We start from the raw sequence: 22,035 nt of genomic DNA, 5'->3' as shown, positions 1-22,035 counted from the left end.
TCGTGTCCGTTTACTACGGGGATTTTTATGCGCATTGAACGTCGGTTTACCAAGGCCAACCAGTCGGCCTACGAGGGTATCGAGTTCCGGAACGCCACCAGCGAGATCCGCAACCCCGATGGCTCGGTCGTCTTCAAGCTCGAGAACATTGCCATCCCCGCGGCCTGGAGCCAGGTCGCGTCCGACATCATTGCCCAGAAGTATTTCCGCAAGGCCGGCGTCGCCAAGGTCCTGAAGAAGGTCGAGGAGAACTCGGTTCCCTCATGGCTGTGGCGCTCGGTCCCCGACGAAGCCGCCCTCGCCGGCATGCCTGAAAAGGAGCGCTACGGCTCCGAACTCGACAGCCGCCAGGTCTTCGATCGCCTCGCCGGCACCTGGACCTATTGGGGTTGGAAGGGCAAGTATTTCGACAGCGAGGAAGATGCCCAGGCGTTCTTCGACGAACTGCGCTACATGCTGGCGACCCAGAAGGTGGCGCCGAATTCCCCGCAATGGTTCAACACGGGCCTGCATTGGGCCTATGGCATCGACGGCCCCGGCCAGGGCCACTTCTACGTCGATCCCTTCACGCACAAGCTCGTGCAGTCGAAATCCGCCTACGAGCACCCGCAGCCCCATGCCTGCTTCATCCAGTCCGTCGATGACGACCTGGTCAATGAAGGCGGCATCATGGATCTCTGGGTCCGCGAGGCGCGCCTCTTCAAGTACGGCTCGGGCACCGGCTCCAACTTCTCGCGTCTGCGCGGCGAAGGCGAAAAGCTCTCGGGCGGCGGCAAGTCGTCGGGCCTGATGAGCTTCCTCAAGATCGGCGACCGCGCTGCCGGCGCCATCAAGTCGGGCGGCACTACCCGCCGCGCAGCCAAGATGGTCGTGGTCGACATCGACCACCCCGATATCGAGACCTACATCAACTGGAAGGTGAAGGAAGAGCAGAAGGTTGCTGCCCTCGTCACCGGCTCCAAGGTGGTTTCCAGGCACCTCAAGGCCATCCTCAAGGCCGCCGTCAACTGCGAAGGCGCAGGCGACGATTGCTTTGACGTGACCAAGAACCCGGCGTTGAAGCGCGAAGTGCGCGCCGCCAAGAAGGCACTGGTGCCGGAGAACTACATCTACCGCGTCATCCAGTTCGCCAAGCAGGGCTACACGGACATCGAATTCCCGATCTACGACACCGATTGGGACAGCGAGGCGTACCTGACCGTTTCCGGCCAGAACTCGAACAATTCCGTCCGCGTCACCGACGACTACCTCAAGGCGGTCGAGACCGATGGCGACTGGGATCTCGTCGGCCGCATCTCGGGCAAGGTCACCAAGACCCTCAAGGCCCGCGACCTCTGGGAATCCATCGGCTACGCCGCCTGGGCCTCCGCCGATCCGGGCATCCAGTACCACACCACCATCAACGATTGGCACACCAGCCCCGAAGCCGGCCCGATCATCGCGTCCAATCCGTGCTCGGAATACATGTTCCTGGACGACACGGCCTGTAACCTCGCCTCGATCAACCTCCTGCCCTACCGCAAGACCGACGGCTCGTTCGACGTGGCCGCCTACGAGCACACCATTCGCCTGTGGACGATCGTGCTCGAAGTCTCGGTGATGATGGCGCAGTTCCCGTCCAAGGCCATTGCCGAGCGCTCCTTCAAGTACCGCACGCTCGGCCTCGGCTACGCCAATATCGGCGGCTTGCTGATGACCTCGGGCATTCCCTATGACTCGGTGGAAGGCCGCGCCTATGCCGGCGCCCTCACCGCCATCATGACCGGCGTCGCCTACGCCACCTCGGCCGAGATGGCCAAGGAGCTGGGTGCGTTCGACGACTACAAGCGCAACGCCAAGCACATGCTGCGCGTCATCCGTAACCATCGCAATGCCGCCCTCGGCAATGCCGATGGCTACGAGAAGCTCTCGATCAACCCGGTGCCGCTCGACGTCGCCAACGTGCCCTATGCCGAGCTCACCGAGCGCGCCAAGGTGGCATGGGACGAAGCGCTCGCCCTCGGCGAGAAGCATGGCTACCGCAATGCCCAGGTCTCGGTGATCGCCCCGACCGGCACGATCGGCCTGGTCATGGATTGCGACACCACCGGCATCGAGCCCGACTTCGCGCTGGTGAAGTTCAAGAAGCTCGCCGGCGGCGGTTACTTCAAGATCATCAACCGCGCCGTACCCCCGGCCCTGCGCACCCTCGGCTATTCCGAGAGCCAGATCGCCGAGATCGAGGCCTATGCCGTCGGCCATGGCAACATCAACCAGGCTCCCGGCATCAACCCGGGCAGCCTGCGCGCCAAGGGCTTTGACGACGCCAAGATCGAAGCGCTCAACAAGGCGCTGGCCTCGGCCTTCGACGTCAAGTTCGCCTTCAACAAGTGGACGCTTGGCGAGGATTTCCTCAAGTCCCTCGGCATCACCGACGAGCAGCTCAACGACTTCACGTTCGAGCTCCTGCCGGCGCTTGGCTTCTCCAAGAAGGACATCGAGGCGGCTAATCTCCATGTCTGCGGCGCCATGACCCTCGAAGGCGCTCCGCACCTCAAGGCCGAGCACCTGCCGGTGTTCGATTGCGCCAGCCCCTGCGGCAAGATCGGCAAGCGCTACCTGTCGATCGAGAGCCACATCCTGATGATGGCTGCCGCGCAGCCGTTCATTTCGGGCGCGATCTCGAAAACCATCAACATGCCGAACGACGCCACCGTCGAGGATTGCAAGGAAGCCTACATGCTCTCCTGGCGCCTGGCGCTCAAGGCCAACGCACTCTATCGCGACGGCTCCAAGCTCAGCCAGCCACTCAACGCCGCCCTCCTCGCCGATGACGACGAGGAAGAGGACGATGCCGTCGAGGCCCTCGTGGCCCAGAACGCTGCCGCCCGCGTGCCGGTGATTGCCGAGAAGATCGTCGAGCGCATCATCGAGCGCACCGTGCGCGAGCGCGAAAAGATGCCGGATCGCCGCAAGGGTTACACCCAGAAGGCAGTTGTTGGCGGCCACAAGGTCTATGTCCGCACCGGCGAATACGACGACGGTCGCCTGGGCGAGATCTTCATCGACATGCACAAGGAAGGCGCCGCCTTCCGTGCGATGATGAACAACTTCGCCATCGCCATTTCGCTGGGTCTCCAGTACGGCGTGCCGCTGGACGAATATGTGGAGGCCTTCACCTTCACCCGCTTCGAGCCGGCCGGCATGGTGATGGGCAACGACCGCATCAAGAACGCCACTTCGATCCTCGACTACGTGTTCCGTGAACTCGCCGTCTCCTATCTCGACCGCGATGACCTGGCGCACGTCAACCCCGAGGGTCCCCCGACCTCGCTCGGCAAGGGCGTAGCCGAGGAAAAGAGCGCCCGTGGCAACACGGCTGCGCCTGCCCCGGTGCCCGCCGAGCGCTTTGTCTCCCGCGGCATGACCCGTGGTCGCGTCGCCAACTCGTCCCTGATGCTGGTGCCGACCGCCCAGATCGCTGCCGTTGCAGCCGCTGCTCCGCAGACCTCGACGGTAACGGCCCTGCGCACGGCCAACGCCCTCAAGGCCGACACCGCCCTGGCCCCGGCCGCCTTCCCCGCCGCCGAGCTCAGCCCGATCCCGAGCCCGCCGCCGAGCAAGGACGCCGGCCTCCTCCGCGCCGAAGCGCAGATGAAGGGCTATACGGGCGACCAGTGCACGGAATGCCACAACTTCACGATGGTGCGGAACGGCACGTGCCTGAAGTGCGACACCTGCGGCACGACCACGGGTTGCAGCTGATCGGACGGCGGGTGTCCGCCCACCGCCGCCACTAGTGGCAGACAAAGAAAAGCCCCGGGAAACCGGGGCTTTTCTCATTTCGGGAAGATCACAGATCAGTTGCCGGGCGTGAGGCGCAGCAAGCGTCCGTTGCCGGCGTCTTCGATGAGCCATACCGCGCCGTCGGGCGCGACGGCTACGTCGCGGATGCGGCCGTCCATGGTCCAGCGCTCGGCCTCGTCCGGGCGACCTTCGGCGTCAAAGGCCACACGAACCAGCGCTTGCGCGCGGAGGCCGCCGATGAGGGCCGAGCCTTTCCAGTCGGGGAATAGCTCGCCGTCGTAGAAGGCAAGGCCGGCGGGTGCGATGACGGGGTTCCAGTAGACCGCGGGCGCGGCGAACTCCGGATGCGTGTCGTGGTCGGGGATCGGAGCGCCGCTGTATTCGTCGCCGTTGGAGACGACGGGCCAGCCGTAATTGGAACCCTTTTCGATCAGATTGAATTCGTCGCCACCTTGGGGGCCCATCTCGTGGAGCCACAGGCGGCCATCCTCGGCGAATGCCAGCCCATAGGGATTGCGGTGGCCGGTGGTCCAGGTCATGTCCTGAACGTCGCCCTGCCCTGCGAAAGGATTGTCGGAAGGGACCGTGCCATCGAGATTGAGGCGGATGACCTTGCCGCGCGCCTGTGCGGCGTCCTGTGCACTAGCCGGCTCCATGCGGTCACCCACGGAGAGGAACACGTGCTTCCCTTCCGGATCGAACGCGATGATGCCGCCTGGCTGGCCGCGACCGCCGGCCGGCGTCTGCCGCCAAACGATGGCATTGTCGGCAAGGGTCGTACCGGCGTCCGAAATCGCCAGGGTCGCGCTGGCAAGCACCAGTCGCCCGCCTTCGTTCGGCTCCACATAGCTGTAGTAGACGCGCGAACTCGTGTCGAAATCGGGGGCGATGGCGATATCGAGCAGACCGTTCTGGCCCGACGCCAGAACCGCCGGCACGTTGCCGACCTCGGTCTTCTCGCCGCTCTGGGAGACCAGATAGATGGCGCCGGGCTTCTCGGTGATCAGCAAGCGGCCATCGGGCAGGAAGGCCATGGCCCACGGCGTGTTGAAGCTGGCGAGCGTCTCGACTGCGAACGGCTGGCTGCTGCTCGCTTCACGATCGCCGGCATTGACGCTCTGAGCCTGCGCCGGCCCGTATCCGAGAATGAGCGTTACTGCGAGCGCGGGCAGAAGATGTCGATACTTGCGAGCCATTATGCCTCCGTCTTGCTTGTGAGTTCGTGAAGCGCAACCATTACAAGGCTCTGTGGCGCTTTCTGGATGCTAACGGCCAAAACGCGAAATGTCGTTGAAAACACCACGCTGCCGAAAAATCCAGTTTCTGCACGGCTGCTGGTCATGATGCAGGCGCTGAACGAAAAACGGGGGCCTTCGCCCCCGTTCGACTTACTTCCAGCTCTGGAAGTCGCTTGCCGTGCAGCCGAATGGCGCGGGCTCGTCGCCGAAGCGGGCTTCGAGCTGCTTGCAGCCCCAGACGTTGAGCGGCTCTGGCATCATGTTGTTCAGTTCCATGCCCAGGCTGTCATATCGATCCTGCGTGCTGGTCACGTAGTAGACCCAGTAGGCAAACGCGGCCGCGATCGCCAATACGATCACAACCAGCACGATGCCCAACCCGCGCCAGAAGCGAAGGGTGCGCTTGGCCTTGGCAGCACCTTTCGGTAGCGCCGTTCCGCGACCTGCCTGTTCGGCATGGAAGGCGTCAAGCGCTGTGCTGCGCTCGGCATCGGTGAGGTCGAGCCGATCGAGATTGGCGTCGAGCAGGACCGGGAGAGCGACATTCTCGAACCGGGCAGCAACGCCGCGGACTTCGCCCTTGTCGTCCACGGCCATGAGCGGCTCCTGCCCCTTGTCGAGCACAGCCTGGGCCGTTTTCTTGTCCTGCTTGGCCGGCCCTACCCCGCGATAGGAAAAGTGCTGGCCGTGATGCGCCGTGATGGCCACCGGCACCAGTTCGGTGATCCGTGCCGGCGTACGCAGCGCAGCGTTGCCCTGCATGCTGCGGAACGTCTGGAACAGCATGGCGAGGATGCCGCCGATGAAGATCAGCACGAAGACGGCGAACACGGCCAGCCGGTTCCACAGCATTTCGAGCCCGAGGCTCAGCGTCGCCAGTTCCGGCTTGTCGCCTGAAATCACCACCTGGACGTCGTAGTCCTTGCTGGAGAAATCGACGAAGGCCATTTCGGTATAGGTGTCGTAGTCGACGCCGTTATAGCTGTAGACCAGCCGCGCCTTGCAATCGGTGATGCCGCGCCGCGTGGTGCATTCCCCGTCCCGGACGTCACCCATGCGCAGGGTCACCGGATGCTGGTTGATCTGCACGTCGCGCCACAGGCCCGGCCCCTGCCAGAGAATCAGCGCGACAGCCAGCGCGGCCATCACCAGGAGCGACACCAACATGCCGCGGGGCGGCGCATAAGGACGAGGCGAAACGGCAAGCGCCCGGCTGGGGAGCGGCAGATTTACAAATGGCATAAAGTACTTCGCTAACTGGTCGAACACGGATCGCATCGGCATCGATCACGCCGACTTGAACTCGGTCCGTGCCCGTCCAATGATGGCGAAATTGCGGCGCCCCCTGGATTTGGCAGTGGAAGCGAGGCCCTCAGCGCTCGGACCGGAAGTATGCGACCAGATCGTCGTAGCCGCCGATGCACCTGCCATCGATGAAGGTCTGTGGAGTTGTTTTGACGGCATGGGCCTGCTTGAAGGCGTCGACTTCAGCTCGGGTGACGAGGACATGTTCCTCGATCAAGAAGCCCTTGCTGACCAGGAGTTCCTTAGCCCTGAGGCCAAATGAGCAGGTGAGTTCGGGAGTCGCCATGCGGTAGAGTACGGCGCGCAGCTTGGCGGGCATGGGATGATCCCTCGGCGGAGATGGTGATGGCCGGCCCCTGGCGAGGCCGGCCGCGATTGCTAGTGGGCAGCCTTGAACGCCCGCAGGCGGAGCGCATTGCCCAGCACGAAGACGCTCGACAGCGCCATGGCGCCCGCTGCAAAGACCGGCGACAGCAGGATGCCGAAGACCGGGTAAAGGGCCCCGGCGGCGACCGGGATCAGGGCCGTGTTGTAGGCGAAGGCCCAGAAGAGGTTCTGCCGGATGTTGCCGATGGTCGCCTTCGAGAGCGCAATGGCGTTGGGAACACCAAGCAGGCTTCCGGACATCAACACGACGTCGGCAGCCTCGATGGCGACGTCGGTGCCGGTGCCGATTGCCAGCCCGACATCGGCCTGGGCAAGAGCCGGAGCGTCGTTGATGCCATCGCCAACGAACGCGACCGCGCCATACTGGCTCCGCAGTTGCTTGACCGCCTCGACCTTGCCGTCGGGCAAGACTTCCGCCACGACGCTGTCGATGCCCAGACGCGACGCGATCGCATTGGCCGTGCGGGCATTGTCGCCGGTGATCATCGCGACCTTGAGACCCAGCGCGTGAAGCGCCTTGATGGCCTGCGGCGTCGTCTCCTTGACAGGATCTGCCACCGCAATGATCGCCGCCAGCTCGCCATCGATCGAGGCGTAGAGAGGCGACTTGCCCTCGGCCGCGAGACGTTCGGCGATTGCCTTGAACCCGGTCAGGTCGTGGCCAAGCTCCAGCATATAACGGTCGGCACCGATCGCGACGGGCCTATCGTCGACACTCCCCCTGACGCCGAAGCCGGTGATCGATACGAAGTCCGAAATGCCCGGTATCGCGAGGCCTTCACGCGTTGCGGCGTCGACGATCGCCCTGGCAATCGGGTGCTCGGACTTGGCTTCGACCGCAGCTACCAGGCCGAGGACTTCGTCGCGGCCAAAGCCGACGGCCAGTTCTAGATCGGTGAGCGAAGGCTTGCCTTCGGTCAGCGTCCCCGTCTTGTCCAGCGCAACGACCCTGGCTTCCTTGAGAAGTTGCAGCGCTTCGCCCTTGCGGAAGAGCACGCCGAGCTCGGCACCGCGGCCGGTACCGACCATGATCGAGGTCGGCGTTGCCAGGCCCATGGCGCATGGGCAGGCAATGATCAGCACGGCCACGGCGTTGACCAGGGCGAAGGTCAGTGCCGGCGACGGCCCGAAGAGAAACCATGCGCCAAAGGTCAGTGCGGCAACGGCGAAGACAGCCGGCACGAACCACAGCGTCACCTTGTCCACCAGCGCCTGGATCGGCAGCTTGGAGCCCTGCGCTTCCTCGACCATGCGGATGATCTGCGAGAGCACGGTGCTGCCGCCCACTGCCGTTGCCTTGAAGGCAAAGGCGCCATTCTGGTTCACGGTGCCGCCCACGACGGCAGAGCCGGACTCCTTGGCGACGGGGATCGGTTCGCCCGTGATCATCGACTCGTCGACATAGCTCTGGCCCTCGACCACCTCGCCATCCACCGGAACGCGCTCACCCGGACGGACTTCCACGATGTCGCCTGGCAGGACGGAGGCTATGGGCAGGTCAGTGACGCCACCTTCCCTCCGGACTCTCGCCGTCTTCGCCTGCATCCCGGCGAGCCGCTTGATCGCTTCGGATGTCCGCCCCTTGGCGCGCGCCTCGAGCAGGCGGCCGAGAAGGATCAAGGTCACGATGACGGCGGCGGCTTCGTAGTAGACGTTGATGGTCCCGGCCGGCAGCAGGCTCGGGGCGAAGGTCGCGACGAGCGAGAAGCCGTAGGCGGCCAGCGAGCCGACTGCCACGAGCGAGTTCATATCGGGCGCCAGCCGCCAGAGTGCGGGCAGTCCCTTTTCGTAGAAGCGGATGCCGGGAACGAACAGTACCAGGGTCGTCAGGACAAACTGTAGATACCAGCTGGCCTGAATGCCGATCGTCGATGCGATGAACTGGTGAACGCCCGGGATAAGGTGCGGGCCCATTTCCAGCGCGAACACCGGCGCAGTCATCACCGCTGCTAGAGTGAAATCGCGCGTGAGCTCCCTGCTCTCCGCCTCCTTCCTGGCGGCACGCTCGTCCTCTTCGGCGACGGCAACGCCATCGATTGGCTTCGCCTCATAGCCGACATCGGCGATTGCCTGGATGAGAACCGCGCTGTCGGTGGAACCATGAATGGTCGCCCGTTCGGTGGCCAGGTTGACGACGGCGTCGGAAACACCCGGGATCGCCTTGAGAGCACGCTCCACGCGGCCCACGCAAGAGGCGCAGGTCATGCCTTCGATCGCCAGTTCTGTGGAGGTCGGTTGTGCAGAGAAGCTGGCGGATACGGTGTAGCCGGCGTGTTCGATGGCGGCGACCAGCGCCGTACGATCCACATCGGCCGATGCAGTGACGCTGGCACGTTCGGTGGCGAGGTTGACCGAGGCAGTCTCCACGCCCGGCACGGCCTTGAGTGCCCGTTCGACGCGGCCGACGCAGGATGCGCACGTCATGCCTTCGATCGGGAGCGAAATGGCTCCGGCCGTCACGTTTCTTGGTAGAACAGGCGCATTCATCGGCAGCCTCCTTCTCATCGTCTTTCTCGAGTTGAAGGCAGAGGTGGGACTTCCCACGATTGGAAGGTCAAGGGCTCGATTTCAGGATTCCGCTGACCCTTGACCTTCCAACGATGGGAAGCTCCACCATTCTTCAAATGAAGGAGTAGCCCATGAACAAGCTCACACCCGTATTCATTGTCGGCGCCATCGCCGTGAGTGCCGGCCTGGCATTTGCGCAAAGCCGGATCGCCATCGCGCCACAACCGGATCGCGTGATGGAAATGAGCCACGACGCTGCTAGCGGACCGCCAAAGGCAGCCGCCTCGGCACCGCACTCGTCATATGTGCCTTGAGGTGACCGCCATGCACCGCCGCACCTTTATCACGAGCCTGGCCAGCCTTGCGGTTGCCGGTCCGGCTGCCGCCCAGATGAACCATGACATGAGCACGATGAACCACGGCGCTCAAAGCAACACGCCCACGACTTCGCTCCTGGATCTGCCCGAGGGGCAGCCGCTGCGTGAATTACCGCGGCTCGCTAATCAGTCCGTCACGCCGGGGCTGTTCAAGGCGAGCATTACGGCCGGTCCTATGAACGCCCGGCTGATCGAAGGCGTTGATACGCCAATGCTCGGTTACAACGGAGGCAACCCCGTCATCGAGGTGACGGAAGGCGATCGCGTCGAACTGGATTTCACGAACGAGATTCCAGACGAGCCGACCACCATTCATTGGCACGGCATGCCCGTTCCTGCCGATCAGGATGGCAACCCGATGGATGCTGTCGCGCCAGGAGGCGGCCGCAGCTACGTCTTCGATCTGCCGTCGGGCAGCGCGGCCCCCTACTGGTTCCACCCGCATCCGCATGAGTTCACGGCCGAACAGGTCTACCGCGGCCTTGCCGGCGTATTCCTGGTCAAACCGAAGGCCGACCCGATCCCCGCCGTCTACGGCGATACCGTGCTCCTGTTGACCGATATCCGGCTCGCGGCCGACGGGGCGATCGCTCCGAACACGTCGGTCGACCTCATGAATGGGCGCATCGGCGATCACGTGCTGACCAACGGCCAGAAGAATCCGAAGATCGAGGTGCGCGTAGGCGAGCGACGCAGGTTCCGCCTCATCAATGCGACCAATGCCAGGTTTCTCCGCCTCGCATTCGAGAATGCGCGCATGACCGTCATCGGCACGGATGGCGGCTTGCTGGAATCACCGGTCGCGGCCGATGAAATATTGCTCACACCCGGCGAGCGCGTTGAGATCGTCGCGGCATTCGACAGCCCCGGCCCTGCCACACTCACCGCGCTCGAATACGATCGCGGCTGGATGGGACCAGGAAAGCCCGATGAGAGCAGGCTTGCGCTGCTCACCGCCTCAATAGCTGGCGATCTCGCCGAACCCATGCCGGACTTGCCGCGCGAATTGCGAACCATAGCAGCGCTCGCAAACCCCGCCGTCACGCGCCGCTTCGTATTGAGCGAAGAAATGGGGGGCGGAATGGAAGGCATGGACCATTCTTCGATGCCTGCAGCCGGCATGAAGTTCCTGATCAACGGCGTCAGCTTTGACATGAACCGCATCGACACGGTCTCGAAGGTCGGTCAGGTCGAGTTGTGGGAAATCGTCAACGACGCGGATATGGACCACCCGTTTCATATCCACGGCACGCAGTTCCAGGTCATCGAGCGTGAGCGAGCTGGCTCAGTCAGCCAGGCGCCCTACCCGGCGTGGAAGGACACAGTCAACGTCGTACCCGGCGAAACCGTCCGTATCCTGCTGCGGCAGGACCTGCCCGGCGCCCGCATGTATCACTGCCATATCCTCGAGCACGAAAAGCTCGGGATGATGGGCATTGTGGACGTCCAGACGTGAACCAGGCCCTTGACCTTGCAACGCTTGGAAGCCCCATTTGTCTTGAAGCGAACAGAAAAGGAGTTCCAAAAATGCTTCGCTTCGACATTCCCAACATGACCTGCGGCGGCTGCGCAAACTCGGTGACGAAGGCCCTTCAGACCGTGGATTCCAAGGCGGTCGTTTCGGCCGATCCCGCCAAGCGCCAGGTCATCATCGATACCAGCGCCAGCGAGGCATCATTGCGCGCCGCGCTTGAGGAAGCCGGCTACCCTGCCGCCGCCTGACGGGATTTGTCCTGGTGCGGCCGACGCCGCGCCAGGACCTCAGCCCTTACCGCGCCCGGCTGCGAGCGGGCACGATGTCCGTGACGCCGAAACGCGGAAAACGCTTGATATTGCGCGGCGCCCGCCCGGTGGCGAAACCTTCGATGATCGGGCAATCCGGACGATCGTCGCCCTGGCAGTGGTCGGCAAGATGCCGAAGGCTGCCGATCATGGATTGGAGCGACTTCACCTTCGCCTCGAGCTCCCCGATGTGGGACGAAGCAATGGCCTTTACATCGGCACTCGCCCTTCCCCGATCGCGCCAGAGCGCGAGGAGATCGCCCATTTGCTCTACCGAGAACCCAAGATCGCGAGCCTGGCTGATGAACCGCAGCGAATGCACCTCCGCCTCGCTGTAGACCCGGTAGCCGGATTCGGTGCGCAGTGGCGCTTTGATCAGGCCGATGCTCTCGTAGTAGCGGATCATCTTGGTGGACACTCCGCTGGCCTTCGATGCTTCTCCGATGTTCATGATGCACTCCGTCTTGCCGAAAATCGCGTTTCGACATGTGCTTAATCCTTCCAACAATGGGAAGGTCAAGCGCCCCGCTCAGACCGGTCGAACCTCCGCGAGCCGTCGCACGGAATAGTCATCCTGCCAGCAAACGGCGGCCTCCCAGGCTGCCGATGCTTGCCTGGCGCTATCCAGCGCGGCGCCTTCAAGTCCGCCGCCGTTGAAGGGCAGCACCAGGTCGAGATCGGGAACGTCGACATGCGCCTCGTCCCAATCGATCAGCGCCACGCGATCCGGGGTGATACGGACGTTGCCGGGATTGTCGGGATTGCCATGAACGGCGCAGGTCTCGCGCCCTGCGAGCCGCGCCCAGGCTGCCCGGCACCGCGCAACCGCTTCGGCCGGCATGGCCGTGAGGTCGATCCGCGTCCCGGTTTCGGCCCGGAGGAGATCGGTCGATGACTTCCAGCCCGGGCGTTGTGGCCAATCACGGGTCAGTTCATGCAGGCGGCGAAGCGTCTCGGCGACGCGCCGCCAATCGTCCGCATTCTGCGGCGGGCCGCCTTCCATATATTCCATGACAGTCAGACCGTCGGCGAACAGCCGGCCATCGGTTGTCGGGATAGGCACCGGCACGGCGAGGCCTTCGCGATCGAGATGCAAAAGCAACCGGCTCTCCCAGGCAAGATCCGCATCGCTTCTCGTGCCGAGCCGTGCGACTGCGACGCGCCCGTGCACACGAACGCGCCACACATCGTTGGAGGAGCCGCCGCTGAGCTTCTCGATCCGCGCCGCGTCGCTCCCCCACTGCCTCAACGCTTCCCAACCCATTGCTACATCTCCGAAGAAAGGCTCCCGCCCGCAGCCAGGCGCATCAGGTCCGTGTCGAGATTGACATCCTCGGCCTTCCGCTCGGCCTGTATAGCATTGCCGCCGAACTGATGCTGATAACCGTTCCAGCCGGCATCGGCGATGGCACGGCCGACGCCGCTGGCCACGAACTGGGTCAACTCGCCGGCAACCCGATCGATCCGCGTGCCAAGCTCGGGCGCCGCCCAATCTTCCGGCGCCGCGAAGACCGAGGTCGGCATTGCCATGGCTCGCAGGAAAGCGAAAAGCGGCCGCATCTGCTCGTCTCCGACCATGGCGTGGCGCGCCGTGCCGGCAGTCGCCGCGAGGACGACGGGCTTGGCGATCAGCAGGTCGTTGTCGATGAGATCGATGAACGACTTGAAGAGCCCGCTGATCCCGGCCTTGTAGACCGGAGTAGCCGCGATGACGGCATCGGCTCGGGCCAGCGTGTCGATCGCCGCCTGCACCTTTTCGCCCGGAAAGCCGGCGACGATCGCTTTGGCAATATCTACGGCCAGCGGCGCAAGATCGATGATGCTGAGCGAGGTGGCAAAGCCAGCGGCCGAAAGCCGGTCAAGGCTCTTCTGGGCGATGCGATCGGCAAGCATGCGCGTCGAGGACGGATCGCTGACGCCCGCATTGATGACGACGAGCCTGATGGGTTCGTCCCGTGATTGGAACAGCGTGGTCACTGGTTGTCTCCATTGGCTGGCGGGGCGGCGAGTATCCGCTCGCACAACGCCTGCAACGCAAGCAATTGGTCATCGTCGAGGCGCGACGACAGCGCCTCGGCAACATGGCGGCCGTGCCGGGCACCGACACGTCGCTGCGCGTGAGCACCCGCCTTGGAAAGGCAGAGGATGCTGGCGCGGGCATCATCGGGGTCAGGATGACGCTCGATCAATCCCCGCGCTTCGAGGCGACCGACCAGGCGGGAAAGTCCCGCCTGGCTCAGCAGCACGTCCTTGCCGAGCTCGCTCATGCGCAGCCCTGACTTTGTCGTCGAGAGCGCATAGAGCACACCGTAGTCGCTGGGGATGAGGTCACCCCAGGCGTCGCCAGCTTCGAGCTCGGCCTCGATGGTCTTCTGTGCCCTGAACAGGGCCTCCCAGGCGGCATTGGCCAGTTTGGTGTCTGCAGCCATCGGTCAGCCCACCAGCGGCAGCTTGGCAGCGATCCCCTCGGCGGTGTCCTGGTATGGGCGCGTGCCGGTGAGGTTGTCGCCGCGATTGGGATTCGGCGTCGGCTGACGCGCCGGAGCGTCGCCATACTTGGCCTTCACCAGACTCGCATGGGTCGGGGCCTCGGCAGCGGTCGGCGAACGGAGCGCAGCCATTTCCTTGCGGAGCACCGGCACCACCTCCGTGGCAAGCAGTTCCACCTGTTCGAGCGCGGTTTCGACCGGCAGACCCATCGCATCCACCACCCAGAGCTGACGCTGATAATCGCCAAAACCCTCGCGGAAGCTCATCGTCTTGTCGATGATTTCCTGCGGGCTGCCGACGCTGAGCGGCGTACCCTTGGCGTATTCCTCAAGGCTGTAGCTCGATCCGTAGAGCGGGTTGCCCTCGAAGAACGGCCGGAATTGCGCATAGGCATCCTGCGAGTTCCTGGCGATGAAGGCATGCCCGCCCAGCCCGACGATCGCCTGCTCCTTGGTCCCGTGGCCGTAGTGCTCGAAACGCTCACGGTAGAAGTTCACCAGCGGACGGAAATGGAAGTTGGGAGCGAGGATATTGTTGGCGAAATAGCCGTTGCCGTAATAGGCCGCCTGCTCCGCGATTTCGGGTGTGCGGATAGCGCCGTGCCAGACGAAGGGCGGCACATCGTCGAGCGGCCGCGGGATCGAGGTGAAGCCCTGCAGCGGCGTGCGGAACTTGCCCTCCCAATCGACCACGTCCTCCCGCCACAGCTTGTGCAGCAGGTTGTAGTTCTCGAGCGCCAGCGGCAGGCCGTTGCGGATGTCCTGCCCGAACCACGGATAGACCGGCACGGTATTGCCCCTGCCCAGCATCAGGTCCATGCGGCCCTTCGCCAGATGCTGGAGCATGGCGTAATCCTCCGCCATCTTCACCGGGTCATTGGTGGTGATGAGCGACACCGACGTGCTCAGGATGATCCGCTGCGTGCGCGCCGCGATATGGGCGAGAAGCGTTGTCGGCGAGGACGAGAAGAACGGCGGGTTATGGTGTTCGCCGATAGCGAACACATCCAGCCCCGTCTCGTCTGCCCGCTGCGCGATACGCCCTATCGCGTCGATCCGCTCCGCCTCGCTCGGCGTCTTGCCGGTGAGGACATTGCGGGTGACATCGCTGACTGAAAAGATTCCGAATTGCATTTTTCGCCTCCGAAGACGTTTCGCCATAAATATGCATGCGCATGCATGCTTTCAAGTGCTGACTACGGCCTTCGCTCATGTGCCTGGCGTCCACAAGTTTGGCAGCCTGTTCCTAATCGACGCCCACGCCAGCACCATGATGAGTACAGACGCCTTCGATCTATCGGATTCTTATCGACAATTTCTCCTCGCCATGCTGACGTAATGACCTTGGCGCCGGTTACATGACGATCAACCTCAAGAGGAATCGATCTGATGAGTGCGACCCACGAGGCCCCTGCTCCGCGTAAAAAGTCCCGCTGGCCGTGGGTCGTGGCGATCCTCGTGGTCGTCGCGTTGGCCCTCTTCCTCTACATGCGACTCAAGGATCGTTCGGCTCCCGAGCCGGAACCGGCAGCCGCGCGGGTCATGGAACTCAATCCGGTCGAGATCACCACGCTCGCCCCGCAATTGCTTGAACAGACGGTGAAGGTCACCGGTACGCTGGCGCCCGAGCGGCGCGCCGATATCACCCCGCAGGTGTCGGGCAAACTGCAGACCGTCAACGTGCGCCCGGGCGAGTCGGTTCTGGCCGGACAGGTCATCGCCCAGATCGATATCCGTGACCTGCGGCTGGCGCTCAACCAGCAGGTGGCCAACCTCAACGCCACCAAGGCCCAGCTTACGCTGGCTCGGACACAGCTCGACAACGCGCAGGCGCTTTTCGACCGCGGCACGGGCTCGAAGGCCAATCTCGATTCCGCTCAGGCCAACGTCAACGCACTCTCGGCACAGACGGACGCGCTCCAGACCCAGGTCGATACCGCCGAGCGCGCGATCCAGAATGCGAGCATCACCGCGCCCTTCGCCGGCATCATCGCCAGCCGGTCGGCGGAGCCCGGCCAATCGGTGACATCGGGCTCGCCCCTCGTCACGCTGGTCGACCTCTCGGTGATGGAAGTTCAGGCCATCGCGCCGCTCAGTGACAGCGCCAGCCTCAAGGAGGGGCAGCGCGCTACGCTTACCGTGGAGGGCATCCCACAGCAGACGTTCGAGGCGAGCGTCGATCGCATCAGCCCCGTAGCCATCGAGAACACCCGCTCCATCCCGGTTTTCCTTACGCTGAAGAACCCCGATGGCGTCTTCCGCGGCGGGATGTTCACCACCGGCTCCATCGTCGTGGACGAGGCCAAGGATGCCCTCGCCGTCCCGCTTTCCGCCCTCCGGGAGGACAAGCAGGGCGATTTCGTGCTCGCGGTGGCCGATGGCAAGTTGGTGCGGCAAGCGGTCGAAAAGGGTCGGCAATGGTCGACCGGCAACCTGGTGCAGATCCTTTCGGGCCTCAAGGCCGGGGACGTAGTGGTCACCGGGCGGCTGCCCGAACTCGAGCCGGACACCGCCGTCACCATCGTGGGGAAATGAGCCATGTTCCTCACCCGCATTAGCGTCAACCACCCGGTTTTCGCCACCATGATCATGGTGGCGCTCGTGGTCTTCGGCATCTATTCCTACCAGCGCCTCCCCATCGAGCAGTTGCCCGATGTCGACCTGCCCGTCGTCGCCGTGCTCACCACCTATTCGGGCGCCTCGCCCGATGCCGTCGAGAACGACATCACCAAGCCCATCGAGGACGCGGTCAACACCGTCAGCGGCATCGACAGCATCCAGTCGCGCTCCTATCCCGGCCAGTCGGTCGTGATCATCCTCTTCAAGCTCGAGGTCTCCTCCTCGGTCGCGGCGCAGGACGTGCGCGACAAGATCGCAGCCATCGAAGCCAGCCTGCCGGATGACGCAAACAACCCGCAGGTGCTGCGCTTCGATCCCTCCGAGCTCCCGGTACTGTCCCTGGCAGTGAGCTCGGATACCCGCTCGGCGCGCGATCTCACGACGCTCACCGAGGATACCATCGCCCGTCGCCTGTCGATCATCCCCGGCGTCGGTCGCGCGACGGTGGTGGGCGGCGTGCCGCGCCAACTCAACATCCATATCGACCCGGATCGCCTGCGCGCCTTCAATGTCGGCGTCGGCGAAATCCTTGCCGCGCTCCAGCAGGACAACCGGAACATTCCCGCGGGCTCGATCACCGATGCCTTGCAGGTGCGCTCGATCCAGGTCGAAGGCACGATCGCGCAGGAAGAGGAGTTCCTGAAGATCATCGTCGCCAGACGTGGCGGCCAGCCCGTGCGGCTGGGCGATGTCGCCACCATCGAGGACGGACAGGCCGATACCTCGAGCCTCGCGCTCCTCGACGGCCAGCGGGCGCTCGCCGTCGATATCGTCAAGATTCAGGGCGCTAACACGGTGGGCGTTGCCCGCGACATCCGCACGACGCTCGACGACCTGCAAAGGAACGAGCTGCCGGCCGATGTCAGCATTCGCGTGGTTCGCGACAACGCCGTGGCGGTCGAGGAATCCTTCCACTCCGTGCAATCGACAATCCTTGAAGGCGCGGTGCTCGCGGTCATCATCGTCTTCCTTTTCCTCAATTCATGGCGCTCGACGGTCATCACCGGCCTCACCCTGCCGATTTCGATCATCGGCACCCTGACCGCCCTCTACTTCCTAGGCTTCACGCTCAACATGATGACGCTGATGGCCCTCTCGCTGTCGGTCGGCCTCCTCATCGACGACGCCATCGTCGTGCGCGAAAACATCACGCGCCACCTCCATATGGGCAAAAGCCACCGGCAGGCCGCACTCGACGGCACCAACGAGATCGGCCTCGCCGTGCTCGCGACGACGCTCTCGATCGTGGCCGTGTTCCTGCCCGTGGCCTTCATGGAAGGCATTCTCGGACGTTTCTTCCTGCAGTTCGGCGTTACCGTCTCGGTGGCCGTGCTGATCTCGCTGTTCGTCAGTTTCACGCTCGATCCGATGCTGTCGAGCGTCTGGTACGATCCGGCTTCGCACGCCAATGCCAAGCGCGGGCCGGTCGGCCGCGCGGTCGAGCAGTTCGATCGTGGCTTCATGTGGATTGGCGACCGCTACCGCTCCATCCTCAAATGGTGCCTGCGCCACCGCATCATCACCCTGCTGACGGCAGCGGTGATCTTCGTTGCCTCGCTTTTCCTCGTGCCGCTGGTCGGGGTCGAGTTCGTGCCGCCGGCCGATAATTCCGAATTCCAGGTCGATATCGAAACACCGGTCGGTTCCTCGATCGACTACACCGCGACCAAGGCCGACCAGGTCAACCAGGCGCTGCGCGAATTCCCCGAGGTCATCCGCACCTACACCACCATCAATGCGGGCAACGCCACGGGTGACAATCGCGCCAGCATCCTCGTCTCCATGGTCCCGTCGGAGGAGCGCCACCGCAAACCGGCGCAAATGACCGAGCCCGTGCGCCAGCGCCTGGCTCTTATCCCCGGCATCACGGCCGTCGTCGGCGCCTCGGGCGGCCTTGGCGGCGTCACCAAGCCCATCCAGGTCAATATCTACGGCGATGATCTCCAGGTACTCGGTCGGCTCTCGGACGCCATCATGGCCAAAATGAAGGATGTGCCCGGCCTGGCCGACGTCGAGTCCAATCTCCAGGCCGCCCAGCCGGTGCTCGGCATCCGCGTCAATCGCGAAGCCGCCAGCGACCTTGGCGTGTCTCTCCAGCAGATCAGCCAGACCCTGCGGCCCCTGCTCTCGGGCGAAAAGGTCAGCGACTGGACCTACCCGGACGGCAAATCCTTCGATGTCGTCGTCCGCCTGCCCGAGGGCGCGCGGGACAGCGTCGAGGCGCTGGCCGGCTTGCCGATCATGCAGACCGGCGCGACCAGCAGCACGTCGATCGTTCGTCTCGACCAGGTCGCCGACATCGTGCAGTCGGTCGGCCCGAGCGAGATCCTGCGTGAGGACCTCTCGCGGCAGGCCAGCGTCTCGGCCAATATCTCGGATCGTCCGCTGGGCGAGGTCAGCACCGATGTCGCCAAGGCCATCGCCGATATCTCGGTGCCGACCGGCTACCGCATCTCGATGGGCGGCGATGTCGAGCAGCTCGGCGACACCGCCTCCGCTGCGGGGTCTGCTCTGCTACTGGCGGTCATCTTCATCTACCTGGTGCTGGCGTCCCAGTTCGGCAGCTTCATCCAGCCTCTCGCCATCATGATGTCGCTGCCGCTCGCCATCATCGGCGTGCTGGTCGGTCTACTCGTGGGCGGCACGACGCTCAACATGTTCTCGGCTATCGGCTTCATCATGCTGATGGGGCTCGTGGTTAAGAACGCCATCCTCCTCGTCGACAACGCCAACCAGCATCACGCGGCCGGAATGCCGCTGGTGGAGTCCCTCATTGAGGCCGGCAGCACGCGCTTCCGCCCGATCATCATGACCACGCTCGCCATGATCTTCGGCATGCTGCCGCTCGCGCTGGGTCTGCACGCCGGCAGTTCCCAGACGGCGGCTATGGCCCATGCCGTCATCGGCGGCCTCATCAGCTCGACGCTGCTGACGCTCGTGGTGGTACCGGTGATCCTCATCTACCTCGACCGGCTGGGGCAACTCTTTCTGCGCATCGTCCCCCAGGCGCCGGACGACCAGAAGGCAGCCGCCGACGCCGCCCACTAATTCCGAGCGAAAACCTCGCACTCTGTCGAATCCCGCCAAATCCGTTCGACCAATTGGCAGGAAGCCGGTTGGGCCGGCGCTGATGGGAGATTTGCAATGACCATTACGATCACAGCCTTTGAGCGATCGCCGGACGGTGGCATGGGACTTTCGCGCGACGTGCGGGTGCGTTGGGCGCTCGAGGAGCTTGGCCAACCCTACGATGTCCGCCTCGTCTCGTTTGCGGCTCTCAAGGAGCCGGCCTATCGCGCCATGCAGCCCTTCGGTCAGATTCCCGCCTATACCGAGGGCCATCTCGTGCTGTTCGAGACCGGCTCGATCATCCTTCACCTCGCCGAACAGCACGAAGGCCTCCTGCCCCGCGATGCGGATGGCCGCTCCCGCGCCATCACCTGGATGTTCGCCGCCATCGGCACGATCGAGCCGCCCATCCTCGACCTGGCAACCGCCAAGTTCGCGGAGGGACGCGAGCCCTGGACAGAGCAGCGCCTGCCGCTGATCGAAGCCCGCATCCACGCGCGGCTGCAGGAACTTGCCGATTATCTCGGCGATGCCGACTGGCTCGATGGCGACTTCAGCGCCGGTGACCTGATGATGGTGCACGTGCTCCAGCGGCTCAAGCCATCCGGCCTTCTCGACAAGCATCCGACCCTTGCCGCCTATGTCGCTCGCGGCGAGGCGCGGCCCGCCTACCAACGGGCGTTCGCGGCACAACTGGCCATCAACGCGCCACGGGGCTAGAAATCCGATGCCGACATCTTGGGGGGACCAGCATGCAGGGCATCGAACTTTCACGCCGCTTCTATGACGACGTCGTCGGGCCCTGGCTAAGTCAAGCGGCGCCTGGGCTTCGCTACTCAGCGGCGCTCCTCGCCTATGGCTCCGAACTGCTCGGTTTCGATGACGAGCTGTCGAGAGACCACAATTGGGGCCCGAGGGTCCGCATCTACGTCTCTCGCAAAGACTTCGACACCCATGCGCGGCGGCTCGTCGAGGAGTTCAAGACAGCGGCGCCGGCGCAGTTCCACGGCGAACCCGCCGGCTGGCGCAATCGGCCCCATCCTCCGGCGAATGGAGCGGAAGCGGCGGGGAGCTACGATCACGGCCTCGAAGTCCACACGCTGGAAGGCCAGCTCGAAAGCGCCCTTGGCATCTCTTCCGTTGGGGAGTTGACGCCGCTGAAATGGCTCGGCCTCGCCGAACAGCGGCTGCTGTCCTTCACAGCCGGCGCGGTTTTCCACGACGATGGCAACCGCCTCGGGAAGGCGCGAGAGGCTCTGGCCTATTTTCCCGACGATGTCTGGCTCTTCAAGATCGCCTGCCAATGGCGACGCATTGCCGAGGAGCAGGCCTTCGTGGGGCGAGCCGGCCAGGTCGGCGACGATATCGGCTCGCGCGTGATCGCGGCCCGGCTGGTGCGCGACGTGATGCGCATGAGCTTTCTGCTGGAGCGTCGCTACGCCCCTTATGCAAAATGGTTCGGCAGCGGTTTTGCCCAGTTGCCGCTGGCCGCAAGCCTCTCACCGCACCTCGAAGCGGCCCTCTCGGCCAGCGAATGGAAAGAGCGCGGCGAGGCGCTTGCAGCAGCCTACCTCACACTAGCGCGGCGACAGGCAGCGGACGGTATCGGCGGCAAGTTCGAGCCGGTGATCGGCCCCTATTTCGAGCGCCCCTTCACGACGATCAACACCGATGACCTGGTCGCGGCGACACGCGCCGACATCACAGATCCGGCGATAAAGGCGCTTCCGACAATCGGTTCGCTCGATCAGGTGACCGACCTCACGCCAGTACTCGAAGCTCCACGCATCTGGCCGGGGATGATGGCACCGCTTCTTGAGCCGGCAAAAGAGCATTGAGGAGAGGCGTGACGCCGCGTCTCTCCGTGCGGTCGGGGTCAGGCCGGAATACTCCGGCATCCCACTTCGACCTGAATGCCGCCGGGGATGGTGCAATAGAACAGCCAGCCACCGCGAATGGCGCGAGGTGGTCGAGCGAGCTGGACGTCGGCCGAGCCCAGGCGGACATAGATGTCGTCGACCATCTCCGGCGCATCGACAATGAAGCCGATGTGATAGGTCGCCGCACCGATCGAGAGCTGGTCTGTGGTGCCGAAGCCCGGTACGGGCTCGCTGATGACGAGTTCCAGGGAGGCATCGTCGCGAAGGACGACGAGGCCGTCGCGGGCGAATTCCTTGCGGAGGCCGAAATGCTCGGTGAGGACGGCCACGGTTCTGGCGACGTCGGGAACGTGAAGATCGAGATGATTGAGGCGCATGCGCATATCCTTGGATTTTCCGGCGGATATGAGCGTCGAAACAGCCCTGGAGAATCCGCCGAGGCAGCGTGCGGAGTGCACGCTGTTCTCGTCGTGGGTTCTCATGCCTGGGGCACGGACAGAGCTTCCGGGCGGAAGGGGTCAGGCTTACCTCATCTGACCCTGCCTTTTTCGACATTGCCGCTTTAGAGCGCGCCGACACAGTCCGTCAAGCGATC

The 22,035-nt window shown here is 64.1% G+C and carries 18 protein-coding genes; 8 read left to right on the top strand and 10 right to left on the bottom strand.

What is annotated here, in order from left to right:
- Window positions 1–27: 27 nt before the first annotated feature.
- Window positions 28–3,744 (top strand): vitamin B12-dependent ribonucleotide reductase, encoded by a 3,717-nt coding sequence (locus tag JNE37_RS18180; protein ID WP_203064141.1) that lies wholly within the window; start codon window positions 28–30, stop codon window positions 3,742–3,744.
- Between the two features lie 95 nt (window positions 3,745–3,839).
- Here JNE37_RS18180 and JNE37_RS18175 read toward each other — a convergent pair whose 3' ends face one another.
- The 4 genes from JNE37_RS18175 to JNE37_RS18160 form a co-directional block, all read right to left on the bottom strand.
- Window positions 3,840–4,982: a PQQ-dependent sugar dehydrogenase gene (locus tag JNE37_RS18175; protein WP_203064139.1), complete on the bottom strand. Its 1,143-nt coding sequence runs from the start codon at window positions 4,980–4,982 to the stop codon at window positions 3,840–3,842.
- Window positions 4,983–5,174: 192 nt separating this feature from the next.
- On the bottom strand, window positions 5,175–6,266 hold the full coding sequence (locus tag JNE37_RS18170) for a hypothetical protein (RefSeq protein ID WP_203064137.1): 1,092 nt from the start codon (window positions 6,264–6,266) through the stop codon (window positions 5,175–5,177).
- Between the two features lie 130 nt (window positions 6,267–6,396).
- Window positions 6,397–6,648: a glutaredoxin domain-containing protein gene (locus JNE37_RS18165; protein ID WP_203064136.1), complete on the bottom strand. Its 252-nt coding sequence runs from the start codon at window positions 6,646–6,648 to the stop codon at window positions 6,397–6,399.
- A 59-nt stretch (window positions 6,649–6,707) separates the two neighbouring features.
- Complete coding sequence (locus JNE37_RS18160) at window positions 6,708–9,203, bottom strand: heavy metal translocating P-type ATPase (RefSeq protein WP_203064135.1); 2,496 nt, start codon at window positions 9,201–9,203, stop codon at window positions 6,708–6,710.
- A gap of 152 nt (window positions 9,204–9,355) precedes the next feature.
- Here JNE37_RS18160 and JNE37_RS18155 point away from each other — a divergent pair, with 152 nt between their 5' ends.
- From JNE37_RS18155 to JNE37_RS18145, 3 genes are all read left to right on the top strand, one after another.
- Window positions 9,356–9,538: a hypothetical protein gene (locus tag JNE37_RS18155; RefSeq protein WP_203064134.1), complete on the top strand. Its 183-nt coding sequence runs from the start codon at window positions 9,356–9,358 to the stop codon at window positions 9,536–9,538.
- A gap of 10 nt (window positions 9,539–9,548) precedes the next feature.
- Window positions 9,549–11,057, top strand: a complete 1,509-nt coding sequence (locus JNE37_RS18150; protein ID WP_203064133.1) for a multicopper oxidase family protein — start codon at window positions 9,549–9,551, stop codon at window positions 11,055–11,057.
- A 71-nt stretch (window positions 11,058–11,128) separates the two neighbouring features.
- Complete coding sequence (locus tag JNE37_RS18145) at window positions 11,129–11,323, top strand: heavy-metal-associated domain-containing protein (RefSeq protein WP_203064132.1); 195 nt, start codon at window positions 11,129–11,131, stop codon at window positions 11,321–11,323.
- Window positions 11,324–11,369: 46 nt separating this feature from the next.
- On the opposite strand, the gene cueR is transcribed toward JNE37_RS18145, so the two are convergent.
- From cueR to JNE37_RS18120, 5 genes are all read right to left on the bottom strand, one after another.
- Entirely contained in the window at window positions 11,370–11,834 is a 465-nt protein-coding gene (gene cueR, locus JNE37_RS18140) for a Cu(I)-responsive transcriptional regulator (protein WP_052015179.1), read from the bottom strand.
- A 78-nt stretch (window positions 11,835–11,912) separates the two neighbouring features.
- The gene (locus tag JNE37_RS18135) at window positions 11,913–12,647 is read right to left on the bottom strand and encodes a phosphotransferase enzyme family protein (protein ID WP_203064131.1); all 735 of its coding nucleotides are present in this window, start codon (window positions 12,645–12,647) and stop codon (window positions 11,913–11,915) included.
- A 2-nt stretch (window positions 12,648–12,649) separates the two neighbouring features.
- On the bottom strand, window positions 12,650–13,360 hold the full coding sequence (locus tag JNE37_RS18130; RefSeq protein WP_203064130.1) for a CE1759 family FMN reductase: 711 nt from the start codon (window positions 13,358–13,360) through the stop codon (window positions 12,650–12,652).
- Window positions 13,357–13,812: a MarR family winged helix-turn-helix transcriptional regulator gene (locus tag JNE37_RS18125; RefSeq protein ID WP_203064128.1), complete on the bottom strand. Its 456-nt coding sequence runs from the start codon at window positions 13,810–13,812 to the stop codon at window positions 13,357–13,359. The genes JNE37_RS18130 and JNE37_RS18125 overlap by 4 nt, the downstream gene beginning before the upstream one ends.
- Window positions 13,813–13,815: 3 nt before the next feature.
- Complete coding sequence (locus JNE37_RS18120) at window positions 13,816–15,006, bottom strand: CE1758 family FMN-dependent luciferase-like monooxygenase (protein WP_203064126.1); 1,191 nt, start codon at window positions 15,004–15,006, stop codon at window positions 13,816–13,818.
- 255 nt (window positions 15,007–15,261) lie between these two features.
- On the opposite strand from JNE37_RS18120, the gene JNE37_RS18115 reads away from it, so the two are divergent.
- The 4 genes from JNE37_RS18115 (at window position 15,262) to JNE37_RS18100 (ending at window position 21,398) form a co-directional block, all read left to right on the top strand.
- Entirely contained in the window at window positions 15,262–16,407 is a 1,146-nt protein-coding gene (locus JNE37_RS18115; protein ID WP_203064125.1) for an efflux RND transporter periplasmic adaptor subunit, read from the top strand.
- Window positions 16,408–16,410: 3 nt separating this feature from the next.
- The gene (locus JNE37_RS18110; RefSeq protein WP_203064124.1) at window positions 16,411–19,539 is read left to right on the top strand and encodes an efflux RND transporter permease subunit; all 3,129 of its coding nucleotides are present in this window, start codon (window positions 16,411–16,413) and stop codon (window positions 19,537–19,539) included.
- Window positions 19,540–19,635: 96 nt separating this feature from the next.
- Window positions 19,636–20,280, top strand: a complete 645-nt coding sequence (locus JNE37_RS18105) for a glutathione S-transferase family protein (RefSeq protein WP_203064123.1) — start codon at window positions 19,636–19,638, stop codon at window positions 20,278–20,280.
- A gap of 32 nt (window positions 20,281–20,312) precedes the next feature.
- Window positions 20,313–21,398: a DUF4037 domain-containing protein gene (locus JNE37_RS18100; RefSeq protein WP_203064122.1), complete on the top strand. Its 1,086-nt coding sequence runs from the start codon at window positions 20,313–20,315 to the stop codon at window positions 21,396–21,398.
- A gap of 38 nt (window positions 21,399–21,436) precedes the next feature.
- Here the strand turns inward: JNE37_RS18100 and JNE37_RS18095 are convergent, their stop codons facing one another.
- Entirely contained in the window at window positions 21,437–21,817 is a 381-nt protein-coding gene (locus JNE37_RS18095; RefSeq protein WP_203064121.1) for a VOC family protein, read from the bottom strand.
- Window positions 21,818–22,035 lie beyond the last annotated feature (218 nt).

This window comes from Paradevosia shaoguanensis (assembly GCF_016801025.1).
GTDB classification, from domain to species: Bacteria; Pseudomonadota; Alphaproteobacteria; order Rhizobiales; family Devosiaceae; genus Paradevosia; species Paradevosia shaoguanensis.
The sequence above is the reverse complement of the archived record's forward strand: the minus strand, read 5'-3'. Positions and strand labels throughout refer to the sequence as shown.

What these genes read in the sequence shown, in the direction of transcription:
- JNE37_RS18180 (WP_203064141.1), top strand. Translation starts at nt 28, where the DNA reads ATGCGCATTGAACGTCGGTTTACCAAGGCCAACCAGTCGGCCTACGAG.
- JNE37_RS18175 (WP_203064139.1), bottom strand. Translation starts at nt 4,982, where the DNA reads ATGGCTCGCAAGTATCGACATCTTCTGCCCGCGCTCGCAGTAACGCTC.
- JNE37_RS18170 (WP_203064137.1), bottom strand. Translation starts at nt 6,266, where the DNA reads ATGCCATTTGTAAATCTGCCGCTCCCCAGCCGGGCGCTTGCCGTTTCG.
- JNE37_RS18165 (WP_203064136.1), bottom strand. Translation starts at nt 6,648, where the DNA reads ATGCCCGCCAAGCTGCGCGCCGTACTCTACCGCATGGCGACTCCCGAA.
- JNE37_RS18160 (WP_203064135.1), bottom strand. Translation starts at nt 9,203, where the DNA reads ATGAATGCGCCTGTTCTACCAAGAAACGTGACGGCCGGAGCCATTTCG.
- JNE37_RS18155 (WP_203064134.1), top strand. Translation starts at nt 9,356, where the DNA reads ATGAACAAGCTCACACCCGTATTCATTGTCGGCGCCATCGCCGTGAGT.
- JNE37_RS18150 (WP_203064133.1), top strand. Translation starts at nt 9,549, where the DNA reads ATGCACCGCCGCACCTTTATCACGAGCCTGGCCAGCCTTGCGGTTGCC.
- JNE37_RS18145 (WP_203064132.1), top strand. Translation starts at nt 11,129, where the DNA reads ATGCTTCGCTTCGACATTCCCAACATGACCTGCGGCGGCTGCGCAAAC.
- cueR (WP_052015179.1), bottom strand. Translation starts at nt 11,834, where the DNA reads ATGAACATCGGAGAAGCATCGAAGGCCAGCGGAGTGTCCACCAAGATG.
- JNE37_RS18135 (WP_203064131.1), bottom strand. Translation starts at nt 12,647, where the DNA reads ATGGGTTGGGAAGCGTTGAGGCAGTGGGGGAGCGACGCGGCGCGGATC.
- JNE37_RS18125 (WP_203064128.1), bottom strand. Translation starts at nt 13,812, where the DNA reads ATGGCTGCAGACACCAAACTGGCCAATGCCGCCTGGGAGGCCCTGTTC.
- JNE37_RS18120 (WP_203064126.1), bottom strand. Translation starts at nt 15,006, where the DNA reads ATGCAATTCGGAATCTTTTCAGTCAGCGATGTCACCCGCAATGTCCTC.
- JNE37_RS18115 (WP_203064125.1), top strand. Translation starts at nt 15,262, where the DNA reads ATGAGTGCGACCCACGAGGCCCCTGCTCCGCGTAAAAAGTCCCGCTGG.
- JNE37_RS18110 (WP_203064124.1), top strand. Translation starts at nt 16,411, where the DNA reads ATGTTCCTCACCCGCATTAGCGTCAACCACCCGGTTTTCGCCACCATG.
- JNE37_RS18105 (WP_203064123.1), top strand. Translation starts at nt 19,636, where the DNA reads ATGACCATTACGATCACAGCCTTTGAGCGATCGCCGGACGGTGGCATG.
- JNE37_RS18100 (WP_203064122.1), top strand. Translation starts at nt 20,313, where the DNA reads ATGCAGGGCATCGAACTTTCACGCCGCTTCTATGACGACGTCGTCGGG.
- JNE37_RS18095 (WP_203064121.1), bottom strand. Translation starts at nt 21,817, where the DNA reads ATGCGCCTCAATCATCTCGATCTTCACGTTCCCGACGTCGCCAGAACC.